Annotated in this window: 13 protein-coding genes; 9 read left to right on the top strand and 4 right to left on the bottom strand. The window is 25.1% G+C overall.

Features of this window, described 5'->3' with window-relative positions; translation table 11 throughout:
- Positions 1 to 45 precede the first annotated feature (45 nt).
- The 4 genes from ACTCCZ_RS08635 to fliW all read right to left on the bottom strand — a co-directional run bounded on the left by ACTCCZ_RS08635 (position 46) and on the right by fliW (position 3491).
- Positions 46 to 2334 carry an AAA family ATPase gene (locus tag ACTCCZ_RS08635; RefSeq protein ID WP_099333410.1) on the bottom strand — a complete coding sequence of 763 codons (2289 nt, stop codon included), beginning with the start codon at positions 2332 to 2334 and terminating at the stop codon, positions 46 to 48.
- On the bottom strand, positions 2334 to 2687 hold the full coding sequence (locus ACTCCZ_RS08640) for a hypothetical protein (RefSeq protein ID WP_079577738.1): 354 nt from the start codon (positions 2685 to 2687) through the stop codon (positions 2334 to 2336). Before ACTCCZ_RS08640 ends, ACTCCZ_RS08635 begins: the two co-directional genes overlap by 1 nt.
- Positions 2687 to 3037 (bottom strand): arsenate reductase (glutaredoxin), encoded by a 351-nt coding sequence (gene arsC, locus ACTCCZ_RS08645; protein WP_079577737.1) that lies wholly within the window; start codon positions 3035 to 3037, stop codon positions 2687 to 2689. The genes ACTCCZ_RS08640 and arsC overlap by 1 nt, the downstream gene beginning before the upstream one ends.
- Before the next feature lie 79 nt (positions 3038 to 3116).
- Complete coding sequence (fliW, locus tag ACTCCZ_RS08650; protein WP_079577736.1) at positions 3117 to 3491, bottom strand: flagellar assembly protein FliW; 375 nt, start codon at positions 3489 to 3491, stop codon at positions 3117 to 3119.
- Between the two features lie 69 nt (positions 3492 to 3560).
- Here fliW and ACTCCZ_RS08655 point away from each other — a divergent pair, with 69 nt between their 5' ends.
- From ACTCCZ_RS08655 to ACTCCZ_RS08695, 9 genes are all read left to right on the top strand, one after another.
- Positions 3561 to 5819 carry a hypothetical protein gene (locus ACTCCZ_RS08655; RefSeq protein WP_463187261.1) on the top strand — a complete coding sequence of 753 codons (2259 nt, stop codon included), beginning with the start codon at positions 3561 to 3563 and terminating at the stop codon, positions 5817 to 5819.
- Between the two features lies 1 nt (position 5820).
- Positions 5821 to 6105: an EscU/YscU/HrcU family type III secretion system export apparatus switch protein gene (locus ACTCCZ_RS08660; protein ID WP_079577734.1), complete on the top strand. Its 285-nt coding sequence runs from the start codon at positions 5821 to 5823 to the stop codon at positions 6103 to 6105.
- Positions 6106 to 6177: 72 nt separating this feature from the next.
- The gene (locus tag ACTCCZ_RS08665; protein WP_079577733.1) at positions 6178 to 6618 is read left to right on the top strand and encodes a hypothetical protein; all 441 of its coding nucleotides are present in this window, start codon (positions 6178 to 6180) and stop codon (positions 6616 to 6618) included.
- Entirely contained in the window at positions 6615 to 8384 is a 1770-nt protein-coding gene (mrdA, locus tag ACTCCZ_RS08670) for a penicillin-binding protein 2 (protein WP_079577732.1), read from the top strand. The genes ACTCCZ_RS08665 and mrdA overlap by 4 nt, the downstream gene beginning before the upstream one ends.
- A gap of 53 nt (positions 8385 to 8437) precedes the next feature.
- Positions 8438 to 9166: a flagellar type III secretion system pore protein FliP gene (fliP, locus tag ACTCCZ_RS08675; protein ID WP_079577731.1), complete on the top strand. Its 729-nt coding sequence runs from the start codon at positions 8438 to 8440 to the stop codon at positions 9164 to 9166.
- Positions 9167 to 9292: 126 nt separating this feature from the next.
- Positions 9293 to 10639, top strand: a complete 1347-nt coding sequence (locus tag ACTCCZ_RS08680) for a TolC family protein (protein WP_079577730.1) — start codon at positions 9293 to 9295, stop codon at positions 10637 to 10639.
- On the top strand, positions 10636 to 11406 hold the full coding sequence (locus tag ACTCCZ_RS08685; protein ID WP_079577729.1) for an efflux RND transporter periplasmic adaptor subunit: 771 nt from the start codon (positions 10636 to 10638) through the stop codon (positions 11404 to 11406). The genes ACTCCZ_RS08680 and ACTCCZ_RS08685 overlap by 4 nt, the downstream gene beginning before the upstream one ends.
- Positions 11396 to 12967, top strand: coding sequence for an efflux RND transporter permease subunit (locus tag ACTCCZ_RS08690; RefSeq protein WP_079577728.1), 1572 nt, complete (start codon positions 11396 to 11398; stop codon positions 12965 to 12967). Before ACTCCZ_RS08685 ends, ACTCCZ_RS08690 begins: the two co-directional genes overlap by 11 nt.
- Positions 12968 to 12975: 8 nt before the next feature.
- Positions 12976 to 14634, top strand: a complete 1659-nt coding sequence (locus ACTCCZ_RS08695; protein WP_265734233.1) for an efflux RND transporter permease subunit — start codon at positions 12976 to 12978, stop codon at positions 14632 to 14634.
- Positions 14635 to 14792 lie beyond the last annotated feature (158 nt).

A 14792-nucleotide genomic window follows, 5' to 3' on the forward strand; every position in this document is an offset into this window, starting at 1 on the left:
TAAAAATTTTCAATATATATTACAGAAAAGTTGCTTTTAGTTACGTTAAATTGTAGTTTGCATCAAGTCATTTATAACTGATTCTCTTATTGTGGTTTCTATTCTTTTACAAGCGCCTTTAAAAGCATCATCTTCTCCTACAATATAGCACATACTTTTTGCCCTTGTAATTGCTGTATATAAAAGCTTTGTATTATGCATAATATAATGAGAAAAACTCATAGGTATTAAAGCATTATCATACTCCATTCCTTGTGTTTTATGTATAGTTAAGCAGTATGCTAAAGACAATAATGAGCTTAAATCATCCATATCATAAAAAACTACCATATCATCATTTGGATATAAAACAATACATTTTTTTTCATCAAAATCAAGTTTAATAATCAAACCTAATTGACCATTAAAAACTCGTCTTTCTAAAAAATCTTGAGAATTAGATTTATACATACTCATAGTTTGACATTTCATGTTCTCATTTTTAATATGAATTACCTTATCACTTAATTTATATTCATAAAGTCTTGTTTTTACAGACTGTTCCCTTGAACTATTAAATAATTTTTGAAGTTGCATATTTAAATTCTCAACACCTAAAGTTCCATTTTTCATAGGCGTAATAACTTGAAAAAGTGTTAATGCTTTTGAAATATCTTTATTTTTAATTAATCTATAAAATCTTTCAATATAACTTGCAGAAATATTCAAGATATTATTTAATATCATATCTGAGTTTTGAACTCTTATTGAAGCAAAATCATTAGAAGAGACTGAATTTTTAATAGCATAATAGTTATCAATTGATACATCAATAAACTTAAAATCTTCATAATTTTCTTTATAGCTTGGTACTTTTCCTTGTCTTATATCATTTGCAATAACTGCGATTGCTTGATTTTCGTTTTGTCTATAAATCTTTGTTAGTTTACAAATTGAAGCAAGATTATATTTAATTGCATCTGAAAGAATATTTCCAGCACCAATAGCAGGCAATTGACCATCATCACCTACAATTATAAAGATTGTATCATCACTAATTTTTGAGATAATTTGGTAAAAAGTAACAGAATTAACCATTGAGGCTTCATCTAATAAAACAACTTTATATGGAAAAAAATCTTTCTCTTTATGTTTTACTAAAAGTGATTGAATTGTGCAACTTTCATATCCTGTAGTATCAGAAATTCTTTGACTTGCAATTCCACTTAATGCAATTGTAATAATATCATCATATCCAACAATCTCTTCTAATAATTCCAAAATAGCTCTACTTGAAGTAGATTTTCCTGTTCCTGCATAACCTATTAAAAATAGTGTATTTTGACCTTCATTTATAAGTTTAACCGCTTTTTTTTGTTCAGGACTTAAATTAAATCCTAGACTTTTCTCTTTTTTTTCTAAATAATCATCTATATTAGATACTATATTTTTCAGATGTCTTTCGTCTTTTCGTCTTTTGAAAAATTCCAATATCTTTTTTTCTGCTCTGTAAAGCATTGAAATAGCAACTCTATTCTCTTTTGTAGTAAATAACTCTTCATTTGCAAGCATTTGAACAATACTATTTTCATAAAGCATCTCTTCATTGCTAAAACCTAAAGATTCATCTAAAAGCCTGTATAAATGATATTTGTCAATTGAAGAGTTTCCATTGTTATCACAAAACTCTTTTAATGTATAATTTAAACAAGCCATTATTCTAAATTCTGAGCGCTCATCAATCCCTAAAGACTTAGCTATTTCATCAGCTTTTTTAAAGCCTATTCCTTTAATATGTATTAATATATATGGATTTTCTTTGATTTTTTCAATTATATCTTCAATTTCACCAAAATTTGAGTATATTTTAGTAATTAAGCTTGAACTAACTCCATACTTTGAAAGAAAGCTTCCAAGCTCCCTTAAGTGTTGAAATTTTTGCCAAGATGATACTATCTTTTCTAATTTTTTTTCTTTTATACCTTTAAATTTTAAAAGTTTTTCTGGAGTTTCATTTAAAACTTTTATTAACTCTTCTTCTGTATATTCTTCTAGTAACTCTTTTGCAAACTTTTGCCCTATTCCTTTTACAATCTTTGTTAAAAAAAAATAAAGTTCAGCTTCTTTTATTTCTAAAGTATCAAAGATAAATTGAACACCATATTTTTTATGAGTTACCCAATTACCAGTAAGAACTATCTCTTCTCCCACAATTTTTTCAATATCAGTGTCAAAATAAACACCACAAATTCTTTGATTGTTTTCTAAAACTGCTGATATAAATTTTGTTTCATCATTTTTGTAAAATACTTTTTTTATTACCCCTGATAATTTAAAACTTTTTGGCTCTTCCATTAATATCCATCATCAAATTTTGATTTTTTATGCTTCTGTTTTTTATAGTTTTTTTTATTTTTCTCTTTTTGAAGTAAATTAGCATCTTTTAATAATGTTAATCGTTGTTCTTGAAAATCATCTATTGGATTATTTATATAACTCATTGTTTTATTGATAAAATCTTTAAGTTCAGTCAAGTAGTTTGAATGTAAATCAACTGATTTTACTCTATTTAAGTCCTCAAAGTTTTTTTTAGTTCTTTGTATAAATAACTGTGTATTAAAATCATCTAACCTAAGTAAAGATAGTGTTCTAGTAAAAAATTTCTCTAAAACTCTTATATATTTAATTCTTTCTTGTTTTTCATGCATTACATAAACAACTTTTGTATATTTTCTTTAGGTCTTGCAATTACAGCATCTCCATTTTTTATAACAACAGGTCTTTCTATAAGCTTTGGATTATTTGCCATTGCTTTAATAAGCTCTTCTTCATTTGTTACATTTTTCAAATTAAGCTCTTTATAAATTGCCTCTTTTGTTCGAATAAGATCTTTTGCAGCAATTCCCAACATTAAAAGAACATCTTTTATCTCTTGTTCATTTGGTGTTTGCTCTAAATATTTTACTATTTTAATATCTAAGTTTTTCTCTTCAAGCAGTTTTAATGCATCTCTTGATTTTTTACATCTTGGATTGTGCCAAATAGTTATATCTTGCATTATAATCCTTTTACTAATTTTAAAAAGATTATACCAAAAGTTTTTTTATACTATATAAATTATTACAAATTGCAATACTTTAAAAACTTGGTAACAAATCATTTAAACCATCTAGTCCAAGCTCTTTTAAATCAAGATGAATTTGTCCCATTTTTTTTCTTTTATCATTAGTAATTATTGGAGCAAAAGTATTTAAACCATTATCATTATTTTGTGTTTGTAATACAAAAATATAATAAATAGATATCTCTTCAATAGCAGTTATTTCTAATTTTTGTTTAAACTCATCGGGTAATTCAAAGTTTAAAGATTTTAAAGCTCCAAAACTCATGAGTCTTAATGTAGCTTCAGTTTCTACACCTTTTATAATTGAAAAAAAATCATCGACTTTTTCAAGAACAAAGCCTTTTTCATCTTCAAAGCCATCAATACTTACTACTACATCATATTCCATAAGTTTAAACCTTTATAAATAGATAAATCATTTTACAAAAACAAACTGTATAAGTCAATTTGAGAAAAATTGAAAATTTATGCTATACTTTATCTTATGTTAGTTGGAAATAATTCACTTTTAAATATTCTTTTACCAAACCAAGACAATAAGCTACTAAAAGATGTGCTAAAAGAAGCTGATTCAAAAGCACTAGATAGTATGATGAAAAATAATTCATCTATTCAAGATGTATTAAAAAATCTATTTGAAGATATAAAAAGTGGAAATAAAAATAATGAAACTATTCAAAATATACTTAAAAACTCTACACTATTTAAAGACCTAGGAAGTTTTACAAATACTTTAAAAACACTATTATCACAAGTAGCAAATGAACCCTCTTTTAGTAAATACAAGCCTATGCTTGAGTCATTTTTAACACAAATAGATAATGTAAATGAGAATAATTTAAAAGAATTACTTTCAAAATCAGGAGTTTTTTTAGAATCAAAAATCTTAGAAAAAGCAAACAGTTCAAACTTACCACCAAAACTACTAGAGCTGTTAAATCAAATAAAAAATATAATAAAAAATTTAGATTCACCACAAGCACAACAGATAAATGAAATTATTTCAAAATTAAGTATAAGCCCTAATCAAACAGCAAGCTCTATGCAATCTGATATTAAATCAATGATAAACTTACTGCAAGAGGCTTCAAAAAATTTAAGTGATAAAAATGTACAAACTCTAAATAATTTAACAAATCAATTAAAAAGCATAAATGTTGATGCTCAACTAATTGAATCAAAACTTCAAAATAGTTCAAATACACAAAATATAAAAGATTTAATAACAGTTTTAAAAACTGAACTTTCACAAATAAAAAGCTTAGAATCAGCCAATGTATTAAGAAATTTAACTAGTTTACAAAATATGGATTTTAATCAACAAGAAGTAAAAAGTAGTTTATCAAATATACTCTCTTCTTTAGATTTTCAAAGTAGTAGTATAAAAAATACAAATCTTCAAGAAATAGCAAATAAGTTAACTCAAACTTTGCAAAATACAAATCTAAATAGTTTAAATCTACAATCTTTAAATGAACAAAAACAACAAATAACAAACCAATTAAAAGATGTTTTATCTCAGTTAAAAACTGAAGTATTAATAAACAAAAATATTGAACCACAAAAACTACTAGGGCAAATAGATAATATCTTAGCTCAAAAAGATATTTTTTCAAATAATAATAACTTAGAGCCAAAAGCACTTTTAAACCAACTTTTAACTAGTACAGAGATGAAAAACAGCTCTATTTTAAATACAAATATTTCAAATTTAGTAAATCAATTAAAAAATTTAAATGATGATATTGTTTCAATTGAAAATAAAATTCAAAATAATCAAATAGTAACAAATGAAAAAGCAAATGTTTTAAATCAAATAAAAGAGAGCTTAAACCTATTAAAAAATGAGCTTTTACAAAACAATACTATACAATCAAAAGTTTTAGTTCAAACAATCGATAAACTTTTGAATATGCAAAATCTTTTTGATAATTTAGAGCTACCAGCTGATTTTAAACTACTTCAATCACAAAATAATAGCTTATCAACTTTTCAAAGTAATTTTTTATCAAATATAAATAGTCTTTTATTAAATTTAAAAGAGACTATTTCTAATATTTCAAGTAATCCTAACTCTTCATTTTTACAAAATGAAATATTAAAAACAGTTGATAAAATAGAAAATAGTCTAAAAGAAGGTATCTTAACAGCAACAAATTTGCAAAACATTAAAAATGACAATAGTACAATTCAAAATGATATGAAAAGTATACTTTTACAAATGCAAGAAGAGCTTGCTTCAAAATCTTTAGAAACAAAATCTCTTAATGAGGCTTCTAAAAATATAGATAAACTACTTTTTCAAGTTGATTATTATCAGTTACTATCTTTAAGCTCAAATTCAAACTATGTTTATTTGCCTTTTTTATGGGATATGTTAGAAGATGGTTCAATAAGTATGAAAAAAATAAATGAAAAAAAGTTTTATTGTGAGATCAATTTAACACTTAAAGATTTTGGACAAGTACAGCTACTTCTAGCTTTATATGAAAAAAATAAAATTGATTTAACAGTTTTTGCATCAAGAGATGTTTTCAAAAAACTTTTAAGAGAACACTTGACAAAATTAAAACAATCACTAAATAGTGTTGGTTTAATTCCTATGGATATTAAACTAATTGATTTAGAGAAAAGAAAAAAAGAGCAAGAAACAACTCAAAATATCTATTCTCAAAAAAGTAGTGAACTTCAAATGGGACTAAATATAAGAGCATAACATGGAAAAACAAAAAATTCAAAAAGCAGCTGCACTTAAATATGATTTAGAAAAAGATAAGGCTCCAAGACTTATAGCAAAAGGTCAAGATCATGTTGCAAAAAATATCATAAAAATTGCAAAAGAGAATGAACTTCCAATAAAAAAAGACGAAGATTTAATAGAACTTCTTTCAAAGCTAGATATAGATAAAGAGATTCCAGATAGTATGTACAAAGCAGTTGCACAAATATTTAGCTTTATTTATGACTTAACAAAGAAAAATAGAGACAATAGTGAGAAATAAGAGCTTTATTGATATAAGTATAAGAGTTATTATAATATAATCGACCATCAATAAAAGAAGTAATATGGCCAAATGAAAAGAAACATTTTTGATAATATTTTAACAGTTGTTTTTGTATTTTTTTTTACAATTATAGTAAACTTTATTTCATCAATCTATTTTAACCCAATATTTTTAATAGGTGTTCTATTTTTAACTTTTATGCATACCATAAAAAGAGAATACTATTATAGCGCCTTTTTTCTAACACTAGCGATGCTATTTTTGGAGTTAAATAATGGATTTAAACCTTTTAGTTTACTTTTATTAAGTTTTTTTGTATATGCATTTATAGCTTCATATATAAAAAGAGTAGTATCTTTTTCACAACTTAATGATTATATTTATATATTAGTATTTTATTTTGGTTTTACTATTTTATATATTATGAATAATACATATTCATATGAACTTTTTTTTACTATTTTTATTAATATTGTAATAGATTTTATAATTGTTGGATTAATGATATGAGAAGATTAAATTTTATTTTGCTATTTATTGGTACTCTTATGATAATTTTATTATCAAGGGTCTATTTTTTAAGTATTAAATCAAATACATATTATGAACAATTATCAAAACAAAATTATATAAAAAGAGTATATCAAGCACCATCAAGAGGTCTAATTGAAGATAGAAATGGCATACCATTAGCTATAAATAACTTAGGTTTTTCAATCACAGTAAAACCACATCTAAAATCATATAAAAATAAACAAAAGCTACATAATATTGTAAAAATTATTGCAAAACACTTCCCTGAATATAAAGAAGATGAATTATTAAAAAGATATAAAAAATTAGATTCGCCATATAAACATGATTATGTAAACTTAATAGATTACATTGCATATGATGATTTTTTCTCAAAATTCACTCTATTTAACTCAATAGAAGATATAAAAGTTGAACCATCTGTAAAAAGATATTATCCCTTTCATAATGCTGCTTCTCATATTATAGGATATGTGGGAAAAGCTTCAAGAGAGAATATGAACAATAACGAACTTTCAAAATATAGTGGGATTGTTGGAAAAAATGGTTTAGAGAAATACTATAATGAAAAACTACAAGGTACACTAGGATATAAAGATATCAAAGTAAATGCATTAAATAAAGAGCTTGAAGTACTAAAAGAGAAAAAACCAAATGAAGATAATAACTTAAAACTTACAATTGATATAGAGCTTCAAAAATATATTCAAAAAATTTTTACGCACAAAAGTGGTGCTGTTATAGTTATTGATGTAAATAATGGAGAGCTTTTAGCTGCTGCGTCTTTTCCTGAGTTTGATAATAATATTTTTGTAGGAGGTATTTCTCAAAAAGATTGGGATGAGATGAGAAATAGTTTTGACCACCCTTTTACAAATAAACTAGTAAATGGTTTATACCCTCCAGGTTCAATACATAAAATGGGTGTAGCTTTAGCTTTACTTGAACATGGTATTTCTCCAAGTTACTCTGTTTATTGTAATGGTGAGTTACAAATAGGAAATAGAAAGTTTAGGTGTTGGAAACAAAGAGGTCATGGAAGAACGGGATTTAGAAAAGCACTTAGAGAAAGTTGCGATGATTTCTTTTATAAAGCTAGCTTAAAAGTTGGAATAAATAAAATCTCTAAAACTTTGGAAAAATATGGATTTGGTCAAGAAACAGGTATTGATCAAATAAATGAATTTATAGGTGTTAATCCAAACAAAAATTGGAAAAGAGAGAAATATAATCAACCTTGGTATATAGGAGAAACTGTAATTAGTTCAATTGGACAAGGTTATACTTTAGTAACTCCAATGCAAGTTGCTAGATATACAGCCTTTTTAGCAACAGGAAAACTACCAAGACCACATTTTTATAAAGATAATCATGAAGAACCAGTAGAAGTTCCAACAGATCCAGAATATCTTAAGATTATTCGACAAGGTATGTATGATGTAGCAAATAAAAGGTTTGGTACAGCACAAAGACATATAAGATCAAAAGTAACAATTGCTGCTAAAACAGGAACAGCGCAAGTTATTTCTATTCCACAATCAGAGAAAAAAAGAATGAAAGAGAGTGAATTAGAATATTACCATCGTTCACATGCATGGCTTAACACTTATGGACCATACGAAAATCCCCAATATGCGGTGGTTGCACTTATTGAACATGGAGGTCATGGTGGTTCAGCTGCTGGACCAATGGTTAGTAAAATATATGATAAATTATATGATTTAGGATATATTAAAAAATAGGTATTTAATGCTTTTTTAGTTATTATTTCGCACAGAAAAAAAGAGGATATGATTTGAAAATACTAGTTAGTTTATTGCTTTTTACATCGCTTATATTTGCAGCAGATTCACCCCCAATTGTAAACTTATCTGTTGCAGCACTTGAAGAACCAGCACAATTTGTAAAAACAATCAATATAGCAATTATACTAGCCTTATTAGTACTTGCACCAAGTTTACTTTTAATGGTAACAAGTTTTACAAGATTTTTAATCGTATTTTCACTTTTAAAACAAGCTTTAGGATTACAGCAAACTCCTCCATCTCAAGTTATTGTATCGATGGCTTTAATACTGACTTTTTTTATTATGGAACCTTATGCAAAAAAATCTTGGGAAGATGCAATAGTTCCTTATATGGATGAAAAAATAGGATATGAAGTAGCTTTTGAAAAAGGTGTTAAACCCTTTAAAGAGTTTATGATTAAAAATACAAGAGAAACTGACCTTGCTTTATTTTATAGAATAAAAAAAGAAGAGAATCCTAAAAATATAGATGAAGTACCTTTAACTTTACTAATGCCTGCATTTATTGTAAGTGAGCTTAGAACTGCTTTTGAAATAGGCTTTTTGATATTTCTGCCCTTTTTGGTTATTGATATTATTGTATCTTCTATTTTAATGAGTCTTGGTATGATGATGCTTCCACCTGTTATGATATCCTTGCCTATTAAACTTATTTTCTTTATTGTAATTGATGGATGGTTTTTAATTATAGGGAATCTTGCCCAATCCTTTAAATAATAATATTTAATTATAAATATAAGTGTTAGTAATATAATCAAATTTTATACTATTAATTACTTTTTTTAACATTTGTTTTTATCTTTATGCAATATAATAAACCATATTATAATATGTGGAGTTACAATGCATAAACTAAGCTTATATTTTTTTATTGTCTCATTTTCTTTTGCACAAAGTGTAAATTATAATGAGTTACTGTCTTATACTCTAAAAAATAATAAAGATTTGAAAACTTCTAAACTAAATATTAATCTTAGTGAACTAAATATTAAAGAAATAGATGCACTAAATTTTGGAAAACTCTCAATCATAAATGAAACAAATAGAACTAATCATTCAGGTTATGTATTTAATTCAAAATTATCTTCAAGAGAAGCAACTTTTAAAGATTTTGGATTTGCACAAATGAGTGAACCTATAAATACTCAACCAAAAGATTTAAATTATCCCTCAAGTAGAACAAATATAAATACAAAACTTACATATGATATTCCTTTATTTACAGGATACAAAATAAAAACACAAAAAGATATATTAAAACTTGAAAAAAAAATTAACAAATTAAAACACAATATGAGTAAAACTGAATTATCACTTGAAGTTTTTAAAGCCTACAATAGCACAGTAGTAGCAAAAGAGTATATTAAAGCTTTAAAAGAATCAAAAAATATAATTAATGAAGTATTTAAAAGAGCACAAACTTTTCATAAAGAAGGATTAATAACATCAATTGATGTTAAACAAGCAAAAGCTTATACTTATGAAATAAATTCAAAGTTATCAGAAGCAAAAAAGAGTTTAAATTTTAATTTAGCATACCTTAGGTTTTTAAGTTCAAATGATAAAATAAACGATGTAAAATCATTTAAAAGTTTTAATTTAGATTTTTTAAACAAAAATGCACTTTTAACAAAGGCTTTAAATCAAAAAGATGAACTAAAAGCAATGAAGCTATATAAACAAATTACTAAAAAAAATATTGATATTGCAAAAAGTTCATACTATCCCCAAGTTTATTCTCATCTAGAGTATGGATATAATGATAATAGAGTAAATTTTTCAGATGAAAAAGATTATTATAATGCTGTAATTGCTGTAAAATATACACTTTTTGATAATACAAGAGATGTAAATTATCAAAAAAATAGAATAATACATCATAAAGCTTCAATAAACTATGAAAAACAAAAAGATTATGTAAGATTAGAGTTATCAAATGCTCTTGAAAATTTAAAATCTAAAAAAGTAATTCAAAAAGAGAAAGAACAATTTTTAAATCTTACCAGTTTGATTTTTAAACAGTCTGAAAAAATGTATAAAAACCACCTAATATCAATGACTAATTTACTTGAACAAAAAGCAAAATATGAACAAGCAAAAATAGAGTTTATACAAGCAAAATTTGCAAAAGCTTTAGCTATAGCAAATATTGCAAAAATTATTAATATAAATTTTGAAGGATTAAAATGATAAAAGTTTTATTGATTGTCTTATTAGCTATCTCATCTTATGCAAATGATATAGAAACATCAGGTACTGTAATATCAAATAATGAAAAAGTTATTACAAGTAGACACTTTGGTTATATAAAAAAAGTATTTGTGCAAGAGGGTTCATTTGTAAAGAAAAATCAGCTTTTATATAAAATTGATTCTTCAGAATTAGACTCTTTAAAAAATGAAGCCAAAGCTAATCTTACTATTTTAGAAAATAAACTTGATAATGTAAAGCTAAACTATAATAGATATAAAAGATTATATAAAGATGACTTAATTGCTAAATATGATTTAGAACAACTTGAATTAAATCTTTTAAATTTAAAAAACCTTGTATCAATAGCAAAAGCAAAACTTACACAAATAAACAATGAATATAACTATTTAAATGTAAAAGCATCAAATGATTCAATGGTTATAAAAAAAAGTATTAAAGAGGGTGAGATGGCTATGCCAGGAGCTATAGCATTAGTACTTACTGATTTACAAAATCTGAAAATAAAAACTTCAATAAATGAAAGTGATTTAGTAAATATAAAAAAATTTCAAAAAGTAGAAGTTTCTTTTCCCTCAATTAATTTTAACACAATAGGAAAAATTGATGCAATAATACCTAGTATTGATAATACAGCACACTCATTTATAGTAAAAATCTCTTTTGATAAAAAAGAACAAATAATTTATCCAGGTATGTATGCAAAACTTACAATTAAAACAAATAGGACTAAAGATGAAAAATAGTGATTTTTCAAAACACTTAAATCCAAATTTAAACATTGCGGGTAGATTATCTCTTAGTTTTATAAATCACCCTCTAACTGCAATTACAATATTTTTAATACTTGCTTTAGGTTATATATCTCTTACAATTATGCCAAGGGAAGAAAATCCACAAATAAAAGTAAGTGGTGGTGCTGTTATTGTAGGACTTCCAGGAGCAAAACCAAGTGAAGTTCAAAAAGTAATAATTGATCCTTTAGAGAAAAAGCTAAGAGAAATAAAAGGAATAGAACATATTTACTCATTTGCGAAAGATTCAGTAGGAATTGTCCAAGTTCAATATTTTATTGGAGAAGATAAAGAAAGTTCAAATTTGAAACTATATGACCAAGTTATGAGAAATATGGATTTAATGCCAAAAGAAGCTCTAACACCTATTATTAAAACCATGGATATCGATACTGATATTCCTATTGCAACACTTGCTTTTTATTCAAAAAAAAATAATGGGAAAAATCTGATTTCTCAAACTGAGATATTTAAAAAAATAGATAAGTTAACTAAGAAAATCAACCAAATAGAAAATGTTGCTCTTATTGAATTAAAAGGTGAGAAAAAAGAACAATATAATATTTTTATAGACTCAAATAAAATATCACAATATAAACTCTCATTAAATGAAGTAGTTAAAAGTGTTCAGGCTTTAGCTTACAATACTCCTAATATTCAAGGAAATACAAAGAATAATGAACTTATAGTTTTTGGAATAAAACAAGCAATTGAATCAAAAGAAGATATACAAAATTTAATAATAAGCTACAAAAATGGTTCAGCAGTTTATCTAAGAGATATTGCAAAAGTTGAAAAATCATATGATATACAAAATAATAAAGAAGCCTATTTATATACAAAAAATGGTAATGAAATTGAAAAAACAGCTCAAGTTACCATGATGATTTCAAAACTAAAAGGAACAAACTCTGTTGATATTAATGAAAAGGTTTTTTCTTTTATGCAAGATATTAAACAAGAACTTTTAAATGAAAATATCAAATACACAATTACACGAGATGATGGATATACTGCAAATAATGCAGTAAATTCTCTTGTAAAAAATCTTTTGATTTCTATTGTAATTATTGCCATTTTACTTATTTTTACACTTGGATTTAAAGAAGCCATGATTGTATCACTTACAGTTCCTATGATTTTATCATTAACTTTATTTATAGGATTTTTACTTGATGAAACAATAAATAGAATTACACTTTTTGCACTAATTGTTTCCCTTGGTATGTTAGTTGATGCAGCTATAATTGTTATTGAAAATATACATAGGCACAGAAAAGAGAGTCCAAATTCTGATATTACAATAATTTCTATTAATGCAACAAATGAGATAGGAAATGCTACAAATATTGCAACAATAGCTATTATTATGACTTTTTTACCTATGTTTTTTGTTGGTGGAATGATGGGACAATTTATGAATCCACTTCCTGTTTTTGTACCAATTGCACTTATAGTCTCTCTTATTATAGCTTATGCATTTACACCATACTTAATAAAAAAATTTTTATAGGATTTTAGATGATTAAATTAGAAAACTTTATTTATCAAATTTTAGAATCAAAGTCTAAATCAATATTAGTTTATGTAATTACATTAATACTATTTTTATTAAGTGTATTAACATTTCCAAGCGAAATTATAAAAGCAAAAATGTTGCCAAGTAAAGATTCTGATACATTTTCTGTATATGTTGACTTAAAAGATGGATATAGTAAAAAATATACAAAAGAAGTGACTGATTGTATTGCAAGAAAATTACAAGAAAATGATATAGTTACAAATATATCTGTTTTTATAAGTGAGGGACAACCTTTAGATTTCGCTGCACTTGTTAAGCAAAGTGCTTTAAAAGATAAACAGTGGCAAGCAGAAATGATGATAAATATCAAAAGAGAATCAAATAGAGATATTTCAAGTTTTAATTTAGTTTCAAAATTAAGACCAATTATAAAAGAAACATGCAATATGTACAATGCAAATATTAAATTTATAGAACTTCCAGCTGGACCACCAGTTCTTGCTTCTATTGTTGCAGAAATTTACGGTGGTGAAAACTTCAATTCACAAAGAGATTTTGCTTACAAAATTGCAAAAATTTTTAAAGCACAAAAAACCCTTGTAGATATTGATGTGATGGCAAGTAAAGATTACGCAAAGTATGAGTTGATTTTAGATAATGATAAGATTAAAAAAAGTGGTATTGATTTAGAACAAATAAAACAAATAGTTTATCTTGCATACGAGGGAATGCCTATTTCAATAGTAAATGACAATCATGCACAAAATCAAATACCAATTTTTCTAAGATTAGATGATACAAGACTTATAAATGAAAAAACAGAACAATCATTAAAAAATAGATTAAAAAATTTAAAATTAAAAAATCAATATAATCAAATGATTAGTGTCTCAGAACTTGTAAGGGTAAGAAAAAGTGTTAAAGAACCAGAATTAACATCTAAAAATTTAAAAAAGATGATAAATGTGATAGCAGAGACAAATAAAGATAGTCAAATTTATCCTTTATTAGAAGCTAGAACACAAATGATTAAACAATTAAGTAGTGATTATAAAGTAATAAAAACAGATATGTTAAACCTCTCATTTATTAATAAGAATACAAATGAAAAGTTTGATTTAATATTTGATGGTGAACTTAAAGTAACCCTTGATACTTTCAAAGATTTGGGAACTGCATTTATTATTGCACTAATTTTAATATTCTTTTTAATGGTTATTTATTATAAAAGTTTTGCTATTTCAGGAGGTATTGTACTTGCAAGTTTTATATCTATTATTGGAGTTATTTTAGCACATATTATTATGGACATATTTACTCAAGATACTTTTTATTTAACTGCAACATCATTAATTGGTTTTATTGGTTTAATAGGAATAAATTCAAGAAACTCAACACTAATTATTGACTTTTCAAAACAGTTAATAATTGAGCAAAATATGTCAATAAATAAAGCAATTGCAAAAGCAACAGCAACAAGATCAAAACCTATTATACTTACAGTTTTAACTATGGTATTTGCCTCATCACTACTTGCAAGTGATGCTGTTTTTGGAGGTTTAGGAGTTGCACTTATTGGTGGAACATTAATTTCATATATAGTATCAATGTTTTTTGTTCCAGTAATTATTAAAAACCATATGAAAAAACTTCTTTAGTAAACACTAACTTTACAAAGAACTGCTAAAATCTAATAATTAAATATAGTTATTAGATTTTAAGCAATCCTATAAAGAATAGCTTAAAAAAAGGCAAATAAAAAAAAGGCAATAGTTTATTAACACTGAATTTTAAAAGAACATTGCAAGAGATATTC

Source organism: Malaciobacter sp., from assembly GCF_055140965.1.

Bases quoted from the DNA above. Each gene is read 5' to 3' on its own strand.
- fliW (WP_079577736.1), bottom strand. From the start codon at position 3,491: ATGGAATATGATGTAGTAGTAAGTATTGATGGCTTTGAAGATGAAAAA.
- ACTCCZ_RS08695 (WP_265734233.1), top strand. From the start codon at position 12,976: ATGATTAAATTAGAAAACTTTATTTATCAAATTTTAGAATCAAAGTCT.
- ACTCCZ_RS08680 (WP_079577730.1), top strand. From the start codon at position 9,293: ATGCATAAACTAAGCTTATATTTTTTTATTGTCTCATTTTCTTTTGCA.
- ACTCCZ_RS08635 (WP_099333410.1), bottom strand. From the start codon at position 2,334: ATGGAAGAGCCAAAAAGTTTTAAATTATCAGGGGTAATAAAAAAAGTA.
- ACTCCZ_RS08665 (WP_079577733.1), top strand. From the start codon at position 6,178: ATGAAAAGAAACATTTTTGATAATATTTTAACAGTTGTTTTTGTATTT.
- mrdA (WP_079577732.1), top strand. From the start codon at position 6,615: ATGAGAAGATTAAATTTTATTTTGCTATTTATTGGTACTCTTATGATA.
- ACTCCZ_RS08660 (WP_079577734.1), top strand. From the start codon at position 5,821: ATGGAAAAACAAAAAATTCAAAAAGCAGCTGCACTTAAATATGATTTA.
- ACTCCZ_RS08640 (WP_079577738.1), bottom strand. From the start codon at position 2,687: ATGCATGAAAAACAAGAAAGAATTAAATATATAAGAGTTTTAGAGAAA.
- arsC (WP_079577737.1), bottom strand. From the start codon at position 3,037: ATGCAAGATATAACTATTTGGCACAATCCAAGATGTAAAAAATCAAGA.
- ACTCCZ_RS08690 (WP_079577728.1), top strand. From the start codon at position 11,396: ATGAAAAATAGTGATTTTTCAAAACACTTAAATCCAAATTTAAACATT.
- ACTCCZ_RS08685 (WP_079577729.1), top strand. From the start codon at position 10,636: ATGATAAAAGTTTTATTGATTGTCTTATTAGCTATCTCATCTTATGCA.